The organism is Oceanospirillum sp. (genome assembly GCF_982874595.1).
The window spans coordinates 1-20,518 of record NZ_CEYNZH010000036.1 but is presented as its reverse complement, the minus strand read 5'-3'; the positions used below and the strand labels follow the sequence as shown (position 1 = coordinate 20,518).

The 20,518-nt window shown below is 49.2% G+C and carries 19 protein-coding genes; 12 read left to right on the top strand and 7 right to left on the bottom strand.

The features are described from left to right. Positions 1 to 104: 104 nt before the first annotated feature. Both AC4GL5_RS13470 and AC4GL5_RS13465 read right to left on the bottom strand, forming a co-directional pair. Complete coding sequence (locus AC4GL5_RS13470; protein WP_490383313.1) at positions 105 to 2,384, bottom strand: protein-disulfide reductase DsbD family protein; 2,280 nt, start codon at positions 2,382 to 2,384, stop codon at positions 105 to 107. A gap of 236 nt (positions 2,385 to 2,620) precedes the next feature. Then, a complete protein-coding gene (locus tag AC4GL5_RS13465; protein WP_490383312.1) occupies positions 2,621 to 3,100 on the bottom strand; it encodes a cytochrome b562 in 480 nt (159 codons plus the stop codon). 314 nt (positions 3,101 to 3,414) lie between these two features. Between AC4GL5_RS13465 and AC4GL5_RS13460 the strand changes: the two genes are divergently transcribed. The 5 genes from AC4GL5_RS13460 (at position 3,415) to AC4GL5_RS13440 (ending at position 6,838) form a co-directional block, all read left to right on the top strand. Continuing rightward, the gene (locus AC4GL5_RS13460; RefSeq protein ID WP_490383311.1) at positions 3,415 to 3,747 is read left to right on the top strand and encodes a DUF4156 domain-containing protein; all 333 of its coding nucleotides are present in this window, start codon (positions 3,415 to 3,417) and stop codon (positions 3,745 to 3,747) included. Positions 3,748 to 4,194: 447 nt separating this feature from the next. Then, positions 4,195 to 5,001 carry a DUF4261 domain-containing protein gene (locus AC4GL5_RS13455; protein WP_490383310.1) on the top strand — a complete coding sequence of 269 codons (807 nt, stop codon included), beginning with the start codon at positions 4,195 to 4,197 and terminating at the stop codon, positions 4,999 to 5,001. Positions 5,002 to 5,060: 59 nt separating this feature from the next. Further along, positions 5,061 to 5,642, top strand: coding sequence for a YdcF family protein (locus AC4GL5_RS13450; protein ID WP_490383309.1), 582 nt, complete (start codon positions 5,061 to 5,063; stop codon positions 5,640 to 5,642). 40 nt (positions 5,643 to 5,682) lie between these two features. Then, complete coding sequence (locus AC4GL5_RS13445; RefSeq protein ID WP_490383308.1) at positions 5,683 to 6,390, top strand: hypothetical protein; 708 nt, start codon at positions 5,683 to 5,685, stop codon at positions 6,388 to 6,390. A gap of 100 nt (positions 6,391 to 6,490) precedes the next feature. Next, positions 6,491 to 6,838 (top strand): hypothetical protein, encoded by a 348-nt coding sequence (locus AC4GL5_RS13440; protein WP_490383307.1) that lies wholly within the window; start codon positions 6,491 to 6,493, stop codon positions 6,836 to 6,838. Positions 6,839 to 7,014: 176 nt separating this feature from the next. Here the strand turns inward: AC4GL5_RS13440 and AC4GL5_RS13435 are convergent, their stop codons facing one another. Further along, the gene (locus AC4GL5_RS13435) at positions 7,015 to 7,914 is read right to left on the bottom strand and encodes a homocysteine S-methyltransferase family protein (protein ID WP_490383306.1); all 900 of its coding nucleotides are present in this window, start codon (positions 7,912 to 7,914) and stop codon (positions 7,015 to 7,017) included. Positions 7,915 to 8,209: 295 nt separating this feature from the next. Between AC4GL5_RS13435 and AC4GL5_RS13430 the strand changes: the two genes are divergently transcribed. The 6 genes from AC4GL5_RS13430 to AC4GL5_RS13405 all read left to right on the top strand — a co-directional run bounded on the left by AC4GL5_RS13430 (position 8,210) and on the right by AC4GL5_RS13405 (position 13,272). Further along, a complete protein-coding gene (locus tag AC4GL5_RS13430) occupies positions 8,210 to 9,019 on the top strand; it encodes a transporter substrate-binding domain-containing protein (RefSeq protein ID WP_490383305.1) in 810 nt (269 codons plus the stop codon). A gap of 70 nt (positions 9,020 to 9,089) precedes the next feature. Beyond that, positions 9,090 to 10,037 (top strand): amino acid ABC transporter permease, encoded by a 948-nt coding sequence (locus AC4GL5_RS13425; protein ID WP_490383304.1) that lies wholly within the window; start codon positions 9,090 to 9,092, stop codon positions 10,035 to 10,037. Further along, the gene (locus AC4GL5_RS13420) at positions 10,030 to 10,779 is read left to right on the top strand and encodes an amino acid ABC transporter ATP-binding protein (RefSeq protein ID WP_490383303.1); all 750 of its coding nucleotides are present in this window, start codon (positions 10,030 to 10,032) and stop codon (positions 10,777 to 10,779) included. The genes AC4GL5_RS13425 and AC4GL5_RS13420 overlap by 8 nt, the downstream gene beginning before the upstream one ends. A 41-nt stretch (positions 10,780 to 10,820) precedes the next feature. Next, entirely contained in the window at positions 10,821 to 11,717 is an 897-nt protein-coding gene (locus AC4GL5_RS13415) for a LysR substrate-binding domain-containing protein (protein ID WP_490383302.1), read from the top strand. Positions 11,718 to 12,107: 390 nt separating this feature from the next. Further along, positions 12,108 to 12,530, top strand: coding sequence for a hypothetical protein (locus tag AC4GL5_RS13410; protein WP_490383301.1), 423 nt, complete (start codon positions 12,108 to 12,110; stop codon positions 12,528 to 12,530). A gap of 1 nt (position 12,531) precedes the next feature. After that, positions 12,532 to 13,272 (top strand): hypothetical protein, encoded by a 741-nt coding sequence (locus tag AC4GL5_RS13405; protein ID WP_490383300.1) that lies wholly within the window; start codon positions 12,532 to 12,534, stop codon positions 13,270 to 13,272. Positions 13,273 to 13,442: 170 nt separating this feature from the next. Here AC4GL5_RS13405 and AC4GL5_RS13400 read toward each other — a convergent pair whose 3' ends face one another. The 4 genes from AC4GL5_RS13400 to AC4GL5_RS13385 form a co-directional block, all read right to left on the bottom strand. After that, entirely contained in the window at positions 13,443 to 15,224 is a 1,782-nt protein-coding gene (locus tag AC4GL5_RS13400; RefSeq protein WP_490383326.1) for a protein kinase domain-containing protein, read from the bottom strand. Between the two features lie 277 nt (positions 15,225 to 15,501). After that, positions 15,502 to 17,088: a dihydrolipoyllysine-residue acetyltransferase gene (locus AC4GL5_RS13395; protein WP_490383299.1), complete on the bottom strand. Its 1,587-nt coding sequence runs from the start codon at positions 17,086 to 17,088 to the stop codon at positions 15,502 to 15,504. A gap of 18 nt (positions 17,089 to 17,106) precedes the next feature. Then, positions 17,107 to 18,084 (bottom strand): alpha-ketoacid dehydrogenase subunit beta, encoded by a 978-nt coding sequence (locus AC4GL5_RS13390; protein WP_490383298.1) that lies wholly within the window; start codon positions 18,082 to 18,084, stop codon positions 17,107 to 17,109. After that, the gene (locus AC4GL5_RS13385; protein WP_490383297.1) at positions 18,077 to 19,279 is read right to left on the bottom strand and encodes a thiamine pyrophosphate-dependent dehydrogenase E1 component subunit alpha; all 1,203 of its coding nucleotides are present in this window, start codon (positions 19,277 to 19,279) and stop codon (positions 18,077 to 18,079) included. The genes AC4GL5_RS13390 and AC4GL5_RS13385 overlap by 8 nt, the downstream gene beginning before the upstream one ends. Before the next feature lie 412 nt (positions 19,280 to 19,691). Here AC4GL5_RS13385 and bamJ point away from each other — a divergent pair, with 412 nt between their 5' ends. After that, positions 19,692 to 20,303, top strand: a complete 612-nt coding sequence (bamJ, locus tag AC4GL5_RS13380) for a BamJ family beta-barrel-assembly machinery protein (RefSeq protein ID WP_490383296.1) — start codon at positions 19,692 to 19,694, stop codon at positions 20,301 to 20,303. The last annotated feature ends 215 nt before the right edge of the window (positions 20,304 to 20,518 follow it).

The following is a 20,518-nucleotide window of genomic DNA, read 5'->3' as shown; positions in this document are numbered from 1 at the left end:
CAGAATCTTACTTGTGGTATTTGACTTACAGTTTGTTGCCGGTCGATTGTTAGCCGGCAGTGTTTTAATCGGTAATCACTGCTATGAGCGCAAGATATCCGGCTTTAGCGATCACCATTAGCTTTTTGCAGAGCATCCAGCAGTGCATCTTGGGTCAGAATTTCACTCAGCAGAATGCCCTCCGGTGCACCGGGGCCATAGACCGCATTAAAGGGAATACCAAAGCGCTGATGCTGGTTGAGAAAATCACTAATGGTCGCATCCGGTCGTGTCCAGTCCCCCTGCATCGGCAGGATGCCTTCTGTTGACAAGGCCTGTTGAATCTCCGGGGTGTTAATCACGGCAACCTTGTTGGCCACACAGGTCACGCACCAGCGAGCGGTGATATCCACAAAAACCACCTTGTTTTCCGCAACGTATTGCGGGATTTGATCCGGTTCAAACGCGACCCAGTTCAGTTGATCTTCGCTGTCGGCATTAGCCGCCAGTGCAAAGCTCTGGGTTTCTGCCTGCGGGAAAAACGGAATCAGTGCCAGAGCCAGTATTGGCAACAACCAGACGACGCGATGGCGTTTAATCAGCAGCCACCAGAGCAGACCCAGGCTTGCCACTGCGATAACGCCCGTCATCACCACAAGATCGGACAACACCCAGAACAGCCAGCCCGCCGTTAATAGCAGCCCCAGACCCAGAACTCGTTTCAGTGTCAGCATCCAGCGTCCCGGCTTGGGCAGTTTGTACACCCATTCCGGTTTCAGCGTCATCAGCAGGTACGGCAGAGCAAGGCCGATGCCCAGGGTGATAAAGATCAGCAGCAGGGTCAGGTTGTCCTGTGAGAAAGCAAAGCCGATGGCCGTGCCTAAAAATGGCGCAGAGCAGGGGGTTGCCAGAAGAGTTGCCAGAGCACCCTGACCGAATGATCCGCTGAGTGAGTGGTTGTTCTCCGTTGGTTGCGAACCTAATCCCGCTGCCGCAGAGGGCAGACGGAACTCAAACAGCCCCCACAGATTACCGGCGAAGATCACCACAATCAGTCCCAGCGCTGCAATAAAGAGTGGTTGCTGAAACTGGATACCCCAGCCCACCGCCTGACCACTGGCTTTCAGGGTGATCAGCACACCGGCCAGCAGGGCAAAGGAGCTGATAATGCCCGCTGCGGTTGCAATAAAACTGCTGCGAATCTGAGTCGTACTCAGCTCGCTGTGTTTAATCAGATGCAGCATCTTAATCGACAACACCGGCAGCACACAGGGCATCAGGTTCAGAATCAGACCGCCTGCCAGTGCCATCAGCAGCATCAGCCATAAAGAGGGAGCTGAACCGGTGTCGCTCAGAGCCGCACTGCCTTGATAACCGCTGACAGGCGTTCCCTGCAAAGGGGTGAGGGATGCATCAGCGCTCTGCCAGTTAAGTGGCAGTTCAAAATCACCCTGAGAGGTGCGGATCACCAGATTGGCCGCTTCATCAGCGCTTGGCATACGCTTACGCTGAATCGGGAATTGCGCCCGCCAGAGCTGATCGCTGTTGTTCTGGATTGACGCGTTTTGGATTGACGAGTTTTCGCTTGCCGTAGGTGTACCTATCACCGGCGCATCCAGTTCCGGCTCAGGCGACAGCTCCGGGAACAGATCCAGCAGCTGCATATTGGCGGGCAGCTGCAGCTGAATCTCCAGCAGCTTCTGTTGGCTATCCAGCTGGATGGTCGCCTGTTCAAGCCCTGCCTGTTCGGCACTGCGGGGAATACGACTGACATACTGGTTGATACGGAATGCCGCATCGGCATCCAGCACACCGGAGGCAGTCTGATTCAGATCCGGCAGATCAGCTGCGGGTATTTCCGGTTTAAAGCTGACCGGAATACAGAGTTCGCGGCAGATCAGAATGCGGGCATCGAGGGCGAGATTACGGTTATCGGCTGTCGGCTTAAGGGCAATATCCAGCGGGAAGATCACCTTCTTCTCATAGCCGTACAGCTGCAGTCCCTGAAAATCCAGTCGCAGTGGTGCAGGGTAGTGCAGCTGAATCGAATCGATATTGTCGGAGGTGGCTTTCACAACCGGTGGAATCCCCGCAGCACCGGGGGTGCGCCAGTAGGTTTTCCAGCCGTCATCCATCTGAATCTCAAGGCCCGCTTTCAGGATCTTCTGATCGCCCTCTTCTTCCAGCGCTGCTAGCAGAAGCCGTGCTTTTGCCTGAGGCGTTTCTGTCCAGTCACTTTCTGCTGCAAACACCGGCAGACTGAAAAGTGACGCAAGCAATAACAGGCAGGACAGAAGGGTGACCACCAGCGGTGCAGCAGCCTTTACCGGAACAGCAGAGGTTGGGGCAGGTGACAGGTTTTGAGCTGACAGGTTGATAGATGACGAGGTAACAAACGTGTTCAAAGCGAAATCCTGTGCAGAGGGCTGTTATTCGTTAACAAAAAGAAGCTGGCAAGGATACCAAAGCAGACGCAGCTGAGACATCACCTGAAAGATCTGGTTCAGGGATTCATGCGTTGTGTTCAGGCTTTATTGATCATATTCCGGTCTTATGATCAATAAAGCCCGGTTTAACCGGGCTTTATGGGGATCAGACCACCTGAGAAAGGCGATCTGAAACAGCGCGTGCGTTAACGTGCTTATTCGTCGTCACACTTCTGCTTGAACGCGCGGTGACCTTTTTTGCTCTGTTTGCCGATCTGCTGCATCACATCCATCACCTGATCTGCATCTTTTGCATTTTCAGCGGCTTCCAGCTGAGCCAGCAGATCTTCCAGCTGACCCATGCCTTTCTTGTAGTTACCCTGCATTTTTTGCTGGGCCTGCTCAGGTTTGCCCTGTGCTTTAAACGGCATCTCTTCTTTGGCGCTGATGGTCAGCTCCAGCAGAGCTTCACGGTTCTCAGCCATTGCTGCCCAGTCTTCAGACTTAGCGGCTTTTTTGTAGGCTTTCAGATGATCTTTCATCTCTTTCATCTGCTCCGCCAGCTCAGTTTTGCCGCACTGACCTGCTTCCTTTCCTTTTCCTTGGTTTCCGGCCATTACGTCTGTTGCACCCAGGAACAGGGCAGAAGCCATGGACACGGCGATCAGAGATTTTTTTAGTCCCATTGCACTCATTTGCATTTCTCCAGCTAATCAAGCATCTAAAGTCTATGAATAAGATTGTTCTTATATAACCATAAGCCAGTCTGGTTAGTCCAGATTACTAAGGTAAAGTTTCATTAAGTTGTGCAGGATAGCTTCAGAAAATTAATCAAACCTTAAAAAGGGTAAAAAAAGCGGCCTGTGGCAGGCGTTGTGTCCGAAATACATATTCAAATCCGGCGCTGTAAACGTTAACTTAATCGTTAACAGGCAAAGCAGAGCTTTGTAGATGATTGAATTACCTACTAATAACACTGCAACCCGGTAGGTTGCCAAGGATAGAAAACGTGCGCATAACCACTTTTAAAACTCAGGCTTTAGTGTTGACCTGTGCAGCGGCTTTGGTATCAGGCTGTACTTGGGTTAAACCGGTTGAAGGCAGCGATCAGGTTGAGCTGCTGACATTAAAAGATGTCTCTTCCTGTAAGAAACTGGGTTACACCACCTCTCATGTTAAAAATCAGGTCGCAGGTTTAACCCGTAATCAGGACGCTGTCAGTGAAGAGCTGGTGACTCTGGGGAAAAACCAGGCGGTAGAGATGGGTGGCGATACGCTTGTACAGGCTGAGCCGCTGCGTGATGGCAAGGTTGTGTTTGATATCTACAAATGCAAGCCCTAAACAGGGCATCGCTGAAAAGGCTGTCTGATACAGCCTTTTTTATTTCTGTATCGGGTGTTCCTCACCGGATATTAGGATTTTAAACGTATCGAAGGATTGAAAAATGGCATCGGGCCATGACGTGTACGCAAGTGTTGGTGAATATGAACACTTGAGTTATTGATGGAGACTAGGCCGTTTTGTATTGCGGCAGGTAATAGTCCAAATCGATGACCACTGACTAAATTATAGCCAACTGCTTTTCACTGTTTATGTGGGCGTTAGGTCAAGAAGAGGACAAGATGAAAATACTAGCTATCTCCGGGAGTGCACGTGAAGCATCCACCAATGCGGCTTTGCTGAGGGTTATGAAAAGCCTCGCTCCGGATGGTATCGGGTTATTGGTTTTTCACAGGATGGAAGCGCGGTGGTTTCCGTAAACCTGGATGGCTAACTTAAGGAGAAAATATGCCAGATACTGACGATGGATTCGCAAGAACATACGGTGTTGAACTCCTTTTTTCCGGTACGCCGGATATTGATGTAACAGCAGCAGTAGCCGAACTTAAAGAAGTGATTGGTGACATTGAGCATAGGGAAAGCGGGGGGCAAAACACGTTTTTTCTGCTGGATCATCAGGTCACTTATTCAGAAGAGCAGCGTGTTCCGGGGCAACTGATACTTTTATATGCGGACCCTGAGAAAGATGAGGATCTGTTGGAGAAAGAAGTCCAGCAAAGCTGGCAAACCCCAAATGCTTCTGAAATTGTTAGTTCTACAAAATACAAAGTGCTCTTAACGGATATCATGTCTTCTGGTTTGAACCCAAAAGAGCGGCAGCATATTCTTTCCAGCGCCATAAGGGCGTTTGTCAAACACTCAAACTGTATTGGTATTGCGAATAAACGAACACAGCAGATTGTCGATGCAGAAGAGATCAGGACTTCTTCTGATCCCTTGCTGGGGTTTGTAAATATAAGATTTTTTAATGCAGGGGATCAGGGGGTTTTAATGGACTCTTTAGGTCTGGCAGCCCTGGGGTTATATGATGTGCAATGTCACTTTTTCGGGCTTGACCCAAATGAGGTGTCGTATCAGCTATACAACATTGCCTATTACATCTTCAATGAAGATCCCGTGTTTGAAAATGGCCATACAATAGCTGGTATAAATGGTGAGAGCTGGCAAGTGCAATATGAAGGCTCTTTAGTTGCGCCAGATCGTGATGTTCTTGATCTTAATCCGGGAAGCAAATATGCGGCCGGAAACCGGTAAACCAATGCATGCGTTATAAAATGCGATCTGATAAAAAACCTTGGTACCGGAAGCAGGCTATGAGAAAAGCATTGATAATGCTCTTTATCATGATGGTGATATATCCGGTGTATGTTATGTCATCAATTTACGTCTACTCGTTTAACGCATCGAGTGAAAAAGCTGATGCGGCAATAGTATTAGGGGCTGCTGTCTGGGATGGGGAACCATCTCCTGTATTTCGGGAAAGAATAAATCACGCGATAAAGCTATACCGCGATAAGCAAGTGGATAGGTTGGTTTTTACCGGTGGTATTGGGGAGGGTGATGTTAAATCAGAGGCCCTTGTTGCAAAGGAGTATGCCATAAAACACGGTGTTTCAAGTGACGCTATCATTGTTGAAGAACAGTCAAGGTTCACATTTGAAAATTTGCGCTTTGCATCCCAAAAGATGGTTGAAAACCAGATTGATTCTGTCTTGCTTGTTAGTGACCCCCTGCATATGAAACGCTCAATGATGATGGCGGAAGATATTGGGATGAAGGTTTCACCATCGCCAACAGAAACAAGCCGATATAAAAGCTATCGGTCAAAAACGAAGATGCTGCTTTCTGAAACCTATTATTATATCGGTTATCAGATTCGGAGAATGTTTCAGTAATACCTTAACGTGGGATGTTACATAAATTCAGGGATGTACAATGAATAAAGAATTAAGAGAGCTTGAGGCTATTCTGAAAAGGAACAGTGATAATCCGGATGATATCGATATTGAGGATGAAGTTAATCACTACTTCTTGTTTGATAATATTTTCAACAAAGACGATTTAGAACGGGCCTGGTCATTATTTCCTGAAGGTGAAATCATTCGCGATAGGTTATCTGTGGTTGAACAGAAGACTCAAACGATTGCAGGATGGGGTTACAGAATCCCTGGCGCAACGAATCCCGGTGTTGATTCCGAGCAATTTCTCAAGCTGGTAGAAAATCATATAAAAGCGCTTCGCCCCATAATATTAGATGGCGATTATAATGACGATATTCGGGCCTTTATCGATACCGGCTTTACCGTAGAGCTGGCTGCTTCAAACGAGTCTATACCCTCGCCAACGGATAACGATCTGTTTGGTACTCTTTACGAGGCACTGCAAGAATTCAAAATAGATTATTTCCCTTTTAATAAGGAGCACTATGAGGTCTTATACAACTGGGCGATCTATCTGACTAAGTGCGATGAGGTAGCCGCTTATTTGCTTTGGCCTTGTCTTCAGGGCGTGGAAGAGTTCGAGCCCGACTTATTTGATTATGGTGTAAAGCTCTGGAAGCTGGGTTGCCGGGATCGATTCTGGATTAAGGATGGGGACATTGCCTCGCAAACGGTATGCTTCCGACCACCCTGGTTGGATTAAATAAGCTCGCATAATAGATATCTCACTTTAACGTCAGGCATGAGGTGTGTTCGGTGCCATAGCAGGCTGGTTTTCTATAGCCAGATTATGAGTTCATATTATGCATAAATACAAAATATCAGCCTCGCCCTATTTCTGTGAAATCACGATCGACTCAGATTTGGCGTATACAGAAAATGATCTCAGTGTTTTCAACAGTAAGAATGAACAAGGCGTGGCGGTTTATGGATATTCACCCAACGTTCTGGTCGTTGAAAAGGGTGTCTATGATCACTGGAACACAATGTCTGTCTTGGTTAACGCCTTGGATACGGGAAAGTTAGCTATCTGTGGAACCGGGTTTCCCAAAAATTTTCATGAGTTTTTAAGCCGTTTAAATCCTGCGGTGGAAGTGCGTCTCTTTAGTTCAGGCCAAGTTGCAGATGGAAGGGCCTGGGTCCGGTGCTGAGGCAAGGCGTAACGAGCAGCTGCTCATTCGGATTGCTTGGGTAGAAATGGCCGGGCGGAAATAATTGGGTCAGAGCTTTTGCTTATTTTGGTAGCAGCCAATCCCAAGTGGTATGGCGTACTAAGCATAACGCCCCAATCGATGCATGATTGGGGCGTTATTGTTTCTTCTGAATATTACAGGCGAGCCGCGAGTGCCTTTATGTGATCAGGGCCAATACCGCAACAACCGCCGATAAGGCTTGCCCCCAGTTCACACCATTTCTCTGCCCATACCAGATAAGATTCCGGTGTCAGGTCAGGGCGAAGTACATCCAGGCCGTCGTTTGCTGTGGCGTCTTTGGGCTGAGGAGGGAAGGCGTTAGCGTAAGCTCCGATTTTTAACGCTTTACCAAGCCCTGCCAGCACCTGTTTTGTCACGACAATGGCATCGGCAATGATTTCAGGCTGACAGCAGTTAAATAAAATCCCGTCTACACCCGCTTCTGCCATGGCTTTAACAGCTTCCGCTACGGTTTCGCCCGAGCGCAGGCAAGGTTCCGGGGTTGGCTCCGCATCTTCTAAGGTGAAGGATACCCAGTAGGGTTTTTTCTCGCTGTCCAGCTCATCCACCAGCTTTTTCATCAGCAGGGTTTCCGCTAATAAACTCTGGGTCTCGTTTAGCCAAAGGTCGACCCGTGGAGCCAGCGCGGTGATCAGGGGGCGCGCAATCTCTTCAGCGCGATCGGCCTGATACAGGTCGGCACGATAAGAGCCAAACAAGGGGGCCAGTGAGCCTGCTACTTTGACGTCTTCACCGCTCTCTTTTACCGCCTGATGGGCAATGTCAGCTGAGTCGATTGCTAACTCAGTGGCCCGTTGCCGGAACACGTCTTCACCAATATGAAAAGGTACCAGTGCGTAGCTGTTGGTGGTGATTACACGAGAGCCTGCAGCGATAAAGGCTTTGTGGACCTCTTTTACGATTTCCGGCGCTTCCATCATGGCTAAGGCGGACCATTCCGGTTGTTTAAATGGTGCGCCGCGACGCTCAAGTTCACGGCCCATGCCGCCATCAAGTATGGTGATTGTTGTCATTGTGTTGTTTCCAATAGGTTTCGATGCGGCACATTCTAGCGAGGCTGATCTGGGAATTAAATTGAATTCATTATTTTAAGAAGGTCAAAGTGAATATTTTAGGTCTATAATGGTCGTAAATTAGAAAAATAAGCCCTTACCTATTAAAAAAGATGGGTCTTAGGCCCTGATCCTGTCGATACTACTCTTCTCTGATTTTGGGTATATTGTGCCACCCTTCAAAATGCATCCACTCGAATCCGGGCTATAGCGATGGGAGCGGTTGCGCATAACAAACAGATGAAAGAGGAATAACATGAAACCAGGTTTCAAAAAGGCGCTTGCGGGTTTAGTAGTGGCAGGTTCGCTACTGGGCAGCGCGCTTGCCCAGGCAAAGGATTCTGCAATCGATAGCATTATGTCGAGCGGCGAGCTGAAAGTGTGCTTTGAAGCGGGCTACATTCCTTTTGAAATGAAAACCAAAGATGGCCGCTTTATTGGTTTTGATATTGATGTGTCTAAGCACATGGCCCGTGCGATGGGGGTGAAATTTGTTCCGGTGAACACCGCATGGGATGGCATCATTCCTGCGCTGCAAACGGGCAAATGTGACATCATCAACGGCGGTATGGGCATCACACCAGAGCGTAACCTCAAAGTGCTGTTTGCTGACACTTATCTGGAAATGGGCCAAACGGTATTGGTCACCCCAACTGTTGCCGCAGAGATTAAAGACTTCCGTGATCTTAACGCCCCTAAATACCGTCTGGTTTCTCAGCTTGGCACCACCGGCGCTATTGCAGCGAAGAAGTATTTCCCTAATGCCCAGCTCAATCTGTTCGAAACGTCGGCTGACGCGGTGTTACAGGTGAAAAACGGTAAAGCGGACGCTTTCGTTTACGATCTTCCCTACAATGCGATGTATGCGGCACAGAACAAGGGTGGTGTGGTTCATTTAGATGACGCTTTCACCTACGAGCCGCTTGGCTGGGCGATTCGCCAAGGGGATGTGAACTTCCTGAACTTCCTGAACAACTATCTGGTTCAGATCAGGAAAGACGGCACTTACGACCGCATTTACGATAAGTGGTTTAATTCGGATGCCTGGGTCGACAGCATTCAATAAACGCACTATCGATCCGTCCGTCTGACCAAGAGCCTACGATGATAGGCTCTTTTTCTATATAAGAGACATCATGCAAACACCATCGAACCGCTGGCTTGGGCACGGCTTATATTTCATTATCATGGCGGCCCTTATCGCCGGAGTCTATTTCGCAGGACAGAAAATCAACTACAGCTGGCATTGGGAGCGTTTGTGGCCCTACGTGATCAACACGGAGCCGCAGGATATCATCGCGCAAACGGATGGCACGGCAGTGGTTGGTGTCTCAGGACAGTTAAGCATTACCCCGGATTACGGCGGTTCCCCGCAAATCGTTCCTGACTATGACACTCTGGTGGCCCGTGATGGGGATTTGATCTTTCAGGGGGACACCATCGCCCGTATTGAAGGCTGGCGTTTTGGACCGATAGCGGAAGGCTTGTGGGTGACCATTAAAATCTCGTTTCTGTCGCTGATCTTCTCGATTTTACTGGGTGTCGTGTTTGGCCTGATGCGTGTGGCCCGTGGGCAGGTGTGGCGTGATTTAGCCATCACTTACGTGGAAGTCATTCGTGGTACACCGCTACTGGTGCAGATCTTTATTGTCTACTTCTTTATCGGCACGGTATTCGACCTGGATCGTTTTACCGCAGGGGTGGCGGCTTTATCAATCTTTACCGGTGCTTATGTGGCAGAAATCGTCCGTGGTGGTATCCAGTCGGTTCCACCGGGGCAGATGGAAGCCGCGCGCTCTTTGGGCATGAATTACGCCAAAGCCATGGCTTATGTGGTGATGCCCCAAGCGATTAAGCGCACCCTGCCGCCCTTAGCCGGGCAATTTATTAACCTGATCAAAGATTCGTCTCTGGTGTCGGTGATTTCCATTACGGATCTGACCAAAGCGGGCCGGGAAGTGGTCAGTGGCAGTTTTGCCCCCTTTGAAGTCTGGTTTGCCGTCGCGGCTTTGTATCTTGTTGTGACCGGTGGTTTATCCTGGGCCATTCAGCGTCTGGAAAAGAGGTTAGCAGCCAGTGACTAAACAAACATACGAGCCGTTATTAATCGCCGCGCGCGATGTTAACAAGGTCTTTGAAAATGGCTGCCATGCGCTAAAAGATGTGTCGCTGGATATTCATCGCGGTGAAGTGGTGGTGATCATAGGCCCAAGTGGCTCAGGCAAGTCGACCTTTTTACGTACCCTGAACCAGTTAGAAACTATTTCGTCGGGCCGTATCAAAATTGATGGCATCGATCTGGCAGACAAGGGCACCGACATTAATAAACTTCGTGAAGAAGTCGGCATGGTGTTTCAGTCGTTTAACCTGTTCCCCCATAAAACGGCCCTCGGTAATGTGATGCTGGCACCGCTGAAAGTGCTGAAACGTGATAAAGCAGACGTCGAGCAAGAGGCCAAAGATCTGTTGTTCCGCGTTGGCTTGCATGATCGCATGGACAGCTATCCGTCCCGTTTATCCGGCGGGCAGCAACAGCGTGTCGCCATTGCCCGTTCATTGGCGATGAAACCAAAAGCCCTACTGTTTGATGAGCCGACCAGCGCCCTGGACCCAGAAATGGTCGGAGAAGTGCTGGATGTGATGAAGAGCCTGGCCAAAGATGGCATGACCATGGTGGTGGTTACGCATGAAATGGGCTTTGCCAAAGAGGTTGCGGATCGCGTTGTCTTTATGGAAGAAGGGGAGCTTGTGCTTGAAGAGTCTCCCGACCGTTTCTTTAATTCTGAACACCCGCGCTTGCAACGTTTTCTGGGGCAGGTACTCTAAGCGCTTTTCTATTGGCAAGGGTCGGCGCGTTGGGTGCTTAGATGAATGGTAAAACACTTCCTCCATTAAATTGGTTACGCACCTTTGAAGTCTCCGCGCGCAGCCTGAACTTTACCAAGGCCGCGCAAGAGCTGGATTTGACCCAAGGTGCGGTGAGCCAGCAAATCCGTCTGTTAGAACGTCATCTGGGCATGGCCTTATTTAAGCGTTTGCCCCGTGGGCTGGCGCTGACAGATGAAGGCATGTCTTACTTGCCGGTAGTACAGGACTCCATCTCCCGCCTAGCAGCGGCCACCAATGAGTTGTTTAACTCCGAGCAGCGAACACCGGTAAAAATTCGCGGTAGCTTATCCTTCTTTGTGCATTGGCTTGCACCGCGTCTGGCTGAATTTAACCAACTCCATGGCAATATCGATATTCGCTATATCAGCTCCCTTTGGGTTAAAGATACGGAGGCCGACGATGACTTTGAAATTCGTTGGGGCAATGGCCAATGGCCGGGGTATGTTTCCCAGCGCCTGAGTTGGGACACCTTATTTCCTGTGTGCTCGCCAGAATTGGTCGAACGCATTCGGATCGAAACCCCTAAGGATCTTGCCAATACCACCTTGCTGCATGTTCTGGGTTACGAAGAAGGCTGGGGTTACTGGCTATCCATGATCAATGAAGGGCAGGTTGATCCTTCCCGCGGAATGCAGCTGGATACCTTGTTGGCATCACTTCGTTTAGCGGAACTGGGAGTGGGAGTCGCACTGGCGCGCTCATCAATGGTAGAGGAGATGCTCGCTGATGGCCGTTTAGTCGAGCTGTTTGAACAGCGCATCCCCGCCAGCGAGTCGTTTTATCTGGTACGTAAATCCGGTACCGACCTGTCTTCTGAAGCCATGGTGTTTTTTAACTGGCTGGAGCGTCAAAGTCGTTTAAGCCAGTCATCTTAAGGGCCAGAGACATTGTCTGATCCACCATAAGGAGCCGTGAGTTATCACGGCTCCTTTTTTGTGCCTGTAAATTGTGGGAGTGTCCGACTTAATGGGTGTTTACCGGAGTAGCTGAATTAGATAAGCTGCAAACCCAATGAATTATGGGAAGCAGACAGGGAAAAAAGATACCTGCTTAGTGAATAAACGCAGCTGGGCTTGGCAGAGAATCGGTCAGAACAGAAATGGATTTTTCCTTTCTTATTAAACACCTTCCTCTATTTTTGGCGGTATATTGGGATCGGCAGAGCGCACATGCCTATGATTAAAAAGTTAACTTACAAAGCTTATTGAGTGGAGTAGTAAAAATGCAACAAATTTGCATTTGTGTTTTTTTAAGAGGGATTGGAAGTGAGAGCTGGGCTTAAAAGTTTTGCTTGGATTATATTAATAATAGTCTTTGGTCTATTGCAAGTTTGGTCTTTGGTTGCTTACGATAAGGCTATTATATCCTTTAATTTGGATTTTAATAAATTAGTTCTCGATGGTGTGTTTTTATTTTTTTCATCAGCAATCGTCACATCTATTGCGTTAGATTACTTTTTTGATGGGAATGTTTCTTTTTCTAAGCCAGTGAGTGGAATAATGTTTTCATTATTTCCGTGTGTCATTGTTGGTTTAACCTTGCTATTGTATTTTTCTATTCGTACATCTCCAACAGCAGATGTCGATTTTGAGTTTGTCTATCTTTCAAATAAAATAATCATGACGATGTCTGTCCTATATTGTCTTATTACAAAGGGTATTCTTTTTTTTAATGAAGTGAGTAATTAGTATGTATTTAAAAGAGTATTTGCTTCCTGTTTCTGTTATAACAACGGTATTGTATTTGTTGTCAGTAATTTGGTTGTATTTGAAGAGTAAGAAAAATCGAAAATACTTAACTGATATCAAGGATGTTGGCGATACAGTAAAAAGCTCAGTTGATGGTGTGACTACTAAAGTTCATGATATATCAAAGTCAATTGACGAAAGCATGATGCCTGCATTAAGAAATGTAGAATCTGAAATGAAGAAAATGTACTGTAGCTTTGACGAGGATATTATATACGAAAAGCTTAAGTCGGAAGGTTATCCTAGTTCAGTAATGATGGAAAGTGGCACTATAGTTTCTATGGTTAAGTGGGATTTGGGAGAGCAGCGAATAATGCATGTCACTCATTTTGTTACTGTGGAAAGTAAAAATAGTGCCATTCTTGTTGAGTCGTATGCATTAAAGTTAAATACTAAAAACGACGGCGTATATAAAAAAATTCTCCAAATGAATTTCGAGCGTAAGACTTCTGATTTTGGACTTCTGACGATAGGTGCAAGCGAACTTGTTGTTGCACAAGAATACATACAATACCCTAAGGACTCATTTCACTCCTATCCACTTGTTGAGGGTATGGATGATCTTGAACGGTCTATTATCCAGCTAAAAAAATATTTTGATGAAAATGATATTGTCTATGAGAATTTTGATATTAAGGGATTAAAGGATATTCATGAAAAATCAGAACATTTAGCAAGTTAACAAAGTATTTAAGAGTGATTCTCAACGTATGGCTCCTTCAAGTTTCAATCTGCTTTAATGTTTACTGCGCAATGATCTAAGTACAGTGGTGGCGTTGCTCACAACTTAAGCGTGCGTTAGAACCAAAATAACCTCTCCAACCGGAGAGGTTTTTTTCTTTCAAGCTCCCATCACAACTGCTCTTTCGGATTCCTCGGGTAGAAATGATCCGGTTGGCACTCCAGATGACTAAAGCTGCGCGTATTTTTGTAGGGGAGTTTCATAAACCCTGAAATCCCCTGGCCATCAATCAGGGGAATATTCTCCAGAATAATCCGCAGGGCATCCCGAAACTCTTCCTCTTTGCTCTCATCCAGCAGCACGTAATAACTGTGCAGTTTGAGGTGATTGGGCAGGCTCTCAAAAATAATACAACCGGTATGGCGTATCTGGTTCAGGCGTTCGACCTGTTTTCGGATAGGGGCGGGCAGCACCAGCAGTTCTTCCGGGTCTTCGCCATCTTCAAAGTAGGAGTGCAGGCGGCTGGGTTCATCCACCGGTGGTGCGGGTGTGACCTCAAAGGGGATCTCTGCCCCTTCAGGGGGCTGAAAGGGCTCGTCGGGATTATCCCGCTCCATATGCAGGGTGACACGGGCATTAAACATACAGCACTTAAAGATCCCCACCCGATGAATGGAGCGTGCCAGATGCACCATATTATTCACCGCTGCGGTAAAAGCCGGTTGCAGCTCAGGTTCATACAGGTTGAGGCTGGAATCGATATGCACGCCTTTTTCATCCCAGTGAATCCCCAGACCGCCCACCAGCGGATACTTACCTAAGCGGCTGATACTGGCAAGGAAGGCGCGTTCGGTCTTGCCCATACCGTGCATAAAGTTCTTATAGTATTTCTCCAGCTCGACATCGTTCACATCCGCCAGATAGTGATCCTGCTGCTCTTCCCGCAGAAAGGTTTTGCGGGAGTTGTACACCACGGTATCGATGGCGACGGTTTTCTGGTGACTCCACACCGGCACCAGAGGTTTGTGGTTGGGCCACTGATCTTCGCCAAACACCAGATGCCGCATCTTGGGCATCTCGCGGATAAAGTAATCCCCCGCCTGCTGGCGCTTTTTCGGATCATCATCCAGCAGGGTTTGCAGGGTGCGGGCAAACTCGATGGGCAGTCCCAGTGAGGTTGCCGGTATCGCTTTATGACCGTAACGGCAGGACTGGCCGGAGGCGATGGCGTACAGGGTTCCCGCAGCGCCCTGTTCATCAAAACGGGGGGAGGAGAGTGCGCCGTTGAGCTGTTCTTCGCCAATAAAGTAGACATCACCCAGCTTGGCGTTGGTGTGCTGGTGGTCGGCACTCATCATGCTGATGCCGGTATCACCCACCGGTTGCCCCTGGGCGTCCAGTTGCGCAAACACGCTGGAACCCCAGTCGATCAGCTTAACGGTTTCGGTTTCGGGGTCGATCACCACATTGGAGGGTTTGATATCGCCATGCACGATGGGTTTGATACTGCCCTGACCATCCGACTTTTGTTCCTGAAAGGTACGCATTGCCCAGAGAATATCCCGTAGTTGTGCGGCAATACTTACCACTAGTCGGGGCGGCAGGGGGCCATATTTCAGGCTGAACTGCTCCAGATCCATGCCTTTAGCCCGTTCCATAATCAGAACCGACTGTTTTTTGATGCGGGTGTATTCAATCACCGCCGGAATATTGTCGTGATCCAGCTGCTGCTGCATCCAGGCTTCTTCTTCCAGCCGATCCTGAACATGCTGGGGCAGGTTGATGCGGGAGAATTTGAAAACGTAGGGATTACCAGCTGGTGACAGTCCACCAAACACAAAGCCGTAAGCGCCCTTGCCGATAAACTCGATCTGACTGAAACCGTGCTGAATCAGCTGGCTCTCGCAGAGATCCACCCAGTCTTTGATCTTCTGAGCGTCCTGATGGCTCATCAGGTAGATCGATTGCTCTTCGTTGATATAGAAGTGCTGCAGCTGGGAATCGTACTCGGATTTGCTGTGGGCTTTGCCGATTTCTTTACCTGTCTCCTGACCGATCTTGTGACTTAAGCTGTTTTCGGTCTTGGCTGATTGGCGGTTCTTGCGTTTATCCGGCATAAGCGGCCTTGCTCTTGAGTGTTCTTTTATTGAGGACTAAAGCAAAACAGGCACCGGAAATAACTTCGGGTGCCTGTTTGCGTCTATCTGAAGTGACTGACCCTTTTCAGGATCAGTGCAGATCCACTAGCATGCTGGTGGGATCTTCCAGATATTGCTTCCAGAGATTACAGAAGCGGGCGATGGTGCCACCGTCGATAATACGGTGATCACCGGACCAGCTGACCTGCATAATATCCCTTGCGGTGACCGCGCCTTCGGCATCAAAGCGTGGCAGGGACTGAGTACGGCCCAGTGCCACAATAGCCGCTTCCGGCTTATTGATGATCGGCGTGGCAACGGTGCCGCCCAGCGCTCCGATATTGGAGATGCTGATGGTGCCGCCTTTCAGATCATCCTGACTGACCCGGCCGGCACGGGCCGCTTCGGTCAGACGTGCCACTTCCAGTGCGATCTCTTTAATGCTGAGATTCTGCACGTTCTTCACGTTAGGCACCAGCAGACCGATCGGTGTATCCACCGCCATACCAATGTTGACGCTGCCAAGATAGGTCAACTCGGTGCAGTCATCATTCACACGGCTGTTCAGCACAGGATATTCCTGAATCGCCAGCGCCATCGCTTTCATAAAGAACGGCATCAGGGTCAGTTTAATGCCCTTGGCTTCCATTCCCGGTTTCAGTTTCTTCCGCAGGGCGATCAGATCGGTAATATCCAACTCTTCCGCATAGGTGAAATGCGGAATGGTGGATACGGAGTTGACCATCTGTTTTGCCATCGCGGCTTTAATGCCACGGATCGGCTCAACACGATCTTCTGCGCTGCTCTGTGATACTGGCTGAGCGCTCTGCTGACTTGCTACCTCAACAGAAGTTGTTTCAGATGAGTTCTGATGACCGCCATCGACATAAGCCTGAATATCACCTTTCAGTACACGGCCATCTTTACCGGAACCCTGAACCCGACTGATATCGACATTATGCTCGCGGGCGATACGACGAACCGCAGGGCTGGCCAGTGCTTTACCCTGAGCAACCGGCGATGCGCTTGCCTGTGGCGCTGGCTGAGCGGTTTCAGTCGCCGCACTTGCGGCAGCAGCAACAGGTGCTGCTGGCTGGCTGTCATCTTCAATCTCGATCTCAAACAGAGGGGCATGCACTTTGGCGATTTCACCCTGCTTATAATAGAGCTTGCTGATGCGGCCATGATCCATACAAGGGATCTGCACCAGTGCTTTGTCGGTCATCACATCGGCCACGGGCTGGTCTTCTTCTACCCAGTCGCCTTCTTTAACCAGCCATTCCACCAGCTCGCACTCAACAATACCTTCGCCGATATCCGGCAGGATAAAGTCTTTGGTGCGTTTGCCGCCTGTCGCAGGGGCAGATGCTGCTTGTGGTTGCTCAGCAGCGGTGTCATTGGCAACTTCAGCGGTATTGGCCGTTTTTTCTGTAACAGGGGCTTCTACTTCAACCGCAAACAGAGGGGCGTGAACCTTGGCGATTTCACCCTGTTTATAGTGCAGCTTAACCACTTTGCCGTGGTGCATGGCCGGGATCTGAACCAGTGCTTTGTCGGTCATCACATCGGCAACGGGCTGATCCTCGGTGATGATGTCACCCTCTTTTACCAGCCATTCCACCAGTTCACACTCAACGATGCCTTCACCAATATCCGGCAGAATAAATTCCTGAATCATATTTATCTCCTGCGGTTATCAGAATGACACGCTGCGTTTGATCGCTTCGTAGTTTTTCAGATGATCCGGCATGTACTCTTTGTCGTGAGCCAGCGGGAACGGTGTATCCAGACCAGTAACACGGGCGATCGGTGATTCCAGATAGAGGAAACAGGTTTCCTGAATCTTGGCGGCGATCTCACCGGCAAAACCACCGGACAGCGGTGCTTCGTGGCTGATCAGCAGACGACCGGTTTTCTGTACCGACTGGGTCACGGTGTCCACATCCCACGGCATCAGCGTGCGCAGGTCGATCAGTTCACAGGAAATACCATCTTCGGCAGCCATGGCGACAGCTTTTTCAAGCACTTCCATCTGGGCACCCCAGCCGAGTACGGTAATGTCGGTGCCTTCCTGCATGATGTCGGCTTTGCCCAGGGGCAGTTCGTAATCTTCTTCCGGTACTTCGCCGGTAGAGGCGCGATAAAGACGTTTTGGCTCAAAGAAGATCACCGGGTTGTCGTCGCGGATCGAGGCCAGCAACAGACCTTTCGCCTGATACGGGTTACGGGGAATCACCACTTTCAGACCCGGCGTGCCGGTGAAGTAGGCTTCCGGTGACTGGGAGTGATACAGACCACCGTGAATACCACCGCCATAAGGGGAGCGAATGGTCAGGCCGCCGACATTAAACTCATTACCGGAGCGATAACGGAATTTAGCCGCTTCGTTCACGATCTGGTCGAAAGCGGGGAAGATATAGTCGGCAAACTGAATCTCGGCGATCGGTTTATGGCCGCCGGAAGCAAGACCGTTGGCAAAGCCAATAATGCCCTGTTCGGTCAGAGGCGTATTAAAGCAGCGGCTCTTGCCGTATTTGTCCTGCAGATGACTGGTGGCACGGAATACGCCGCCAAAATGACCGACGTCTTCACCAAAACACAGCACCTTGCTGTCTTTTTCCATGGCGATATCGAGTGCATTGTTAATCGCCTGGAGCAGATTCATATTACTCATGGTCTATTCTCCCTGCGGTCTTCGGATAAGCATCTGGGTATTTGCGGATATGGGCTTTCAGTTCAGCCAACTGTTCCTGCAGGTGCTTAGGCGGGGTGTCGTAGACATCAGTAATCAGTTCGTCGATATGCGGTGCCGAAACCTTCTCGGCTTCTTTCATCGCAGCCATAACGGCTTTGCGCTTGGCATCGGCCACTTCGGCATCCTGCTCTTCGGTCCACCAGCCCTTTTGAATCAGCCAGTGTTTAAAGCGCAGTACGGGATCTTTTTCGCGCCACTTCTCTTCCTCTTTCTTGCTGCGGTAGCCGGATGGATCATCAGAGGTGGAGTGTGCGCCAAGGCGATAGGTCATCGCTTCGATCAGAACCGGTTGGTTGTGTTCAACCGCCAGCTTTCGGGCTTCCTGCGTGGCTTTCAGAACCGCCAGTACATCGTTGCCGTCTACGCGGATCGCTTTCAGGCCGTAGGCCACAGCACGGGGGGCAATACCGTCACCGGCAAACTGCTCGCTGGAAGGGGTGGAGATCGCATAGCCGTTGTTACGGCAGAAGAAGATCGCAGGTACTTTAAAGACACCGGCCATGTTGATCGCGGCGTGGAAGTCGCCTTCAGATGCAGCGCCTTCACCGAAATAGCAGATGACACAGTTGTCTTTCTCTTCCAGTTTATAGCCGTAAGCGTAGCCAACCGCCTGTGGCAGCTGAGTACCCAGCGGAGAAGAGATGGTCATGTAGTGCAGTTCGTTAGATCCGTAGTGGATCGGCATCTGACGACCCTTGCCCAGATCTTTCTCATTGCTGAACAGCTGGTGCATAAACTGTTCAAGGGGGAATCCACGAAAAGCCAGCGCACCCTGCTCACGGTACTGAGCCATGATCATGTCATCCTGAGCCAGAGCGGCAGTACTGCCGATATCAGCAGCTTCCTCGCCAATCTGGGTCATGTAGAAGCTGATGCGGCCCTGTCGCTGGGCGGCAATCATACGTTCATCCAGCGCCCGGATAAACTGAAAGGTGTCGTAGATTTTCAGTGCCAGCTCTTTGTTGATATCTGGCAGTTCTGCGCCTTCGTAGGTGGAACCATCCTGACGAAGGATTTTGAGAGTAGGGGTCGTCAAATCACTGCCATCGATAAAGACAGGATTATGAACCACCGGAGCCTCGGACTGCTTTGCGGACTGTTTTGAAGTAGCCATAAGCTTCCCTTTATTGTTTTTGTCGTTAGCCATCTGATTGTGTCAGAAGTACAGGCGGTACCGATTGTGTCAGTGACGGCTGGTTATGGCGAAAAGCCGCCTGCCTGTGGCCTGATGTGCGGTACCCGGTATGTGATACCCGGTAAGGCATACAAAACAGGCTTCCCGTTTCTAATATAGCTATTTTTAGACTTTTCATAGGCGGGAATGCCGTGTCATGTGCTTCGGAATATAAGAGACGTTTACGTAAAAGTAAACTTTGATGGTTTATAAAACTGGCTAAAAAGATAAAAACAGAAAAATCCTCTGCTCATGGGGTTTTGGGCTTTGAGGATAAAAGGCGTGGCGGATGAAACAAAAATAAACCGGTGTTAGAATGGAATTTTAATGAAATCAAAGGGTAAGCCTTAAAATGAGCGAACTGAATACAGTTGAAGCAAAAGTAGGTTACGGCATTGGTCGCCAAATGGGTGAGCAGCTGGCGAGTAGTGGTATCGAAGGTTTAGGGCTGGATCAGGTTGTTCTGGGCTTGCGCGAAGCTTATGAAGGTAAAGAAAGTCAGCTGACTGATATGGAACTGCATGAAGCATTTGAAGTGATTCAGCAGCGTCTGGCTGAGAAGCAAAAAGAAGCACACAAAGAAACAGTTGAAGCCGGTGAAAACTACCTGGCAGACAACGCTAAGAAAGAAGGCGTTACCGTTACTGAATCCGGTCTGCAGTATGAAGTACTGACCATCGGTGAAGGCGAAAAGCCAGCAGCGACTGATAAAGTACGTGTTCACTATCATGGTGAACTGATCAACGGTGAAGTTTTCGACAGCTCTGTTGTTCGTGATCAGCCAGCTGAATTCCCGGTAAACGGCGTAATCGCGGGTTGGGTTGAAGCACTGCAGCTGATGCCTGTGGGTTCTAAATGGCGTCTGACCATTCCTCAGAACCTGGCATACGGTGAGCGTGGTGCGGGCGCAATCCCTCCATACTCCGTGCTGGTATTTGAAGTAGAGCTGCTGGCTATTCTGTAATAGCTGAAAGTTCTGCTTATATAGAGAAGGTTGTTACCTCTTCTATATAGCTGATGAAAGCCCCGGTTCTGGTTTCAGAATCGGGGCTTTCTGCTTTGCGGATAAGCGGATTTTGAAAATCTGTAATTAATTTACAAAAAGGGCTTGTGCTACCTTCGGATATGCGTATAATTCGCCCTCGTTGTCACGGAGCAAGTCTCCCGATGACCGTTAAC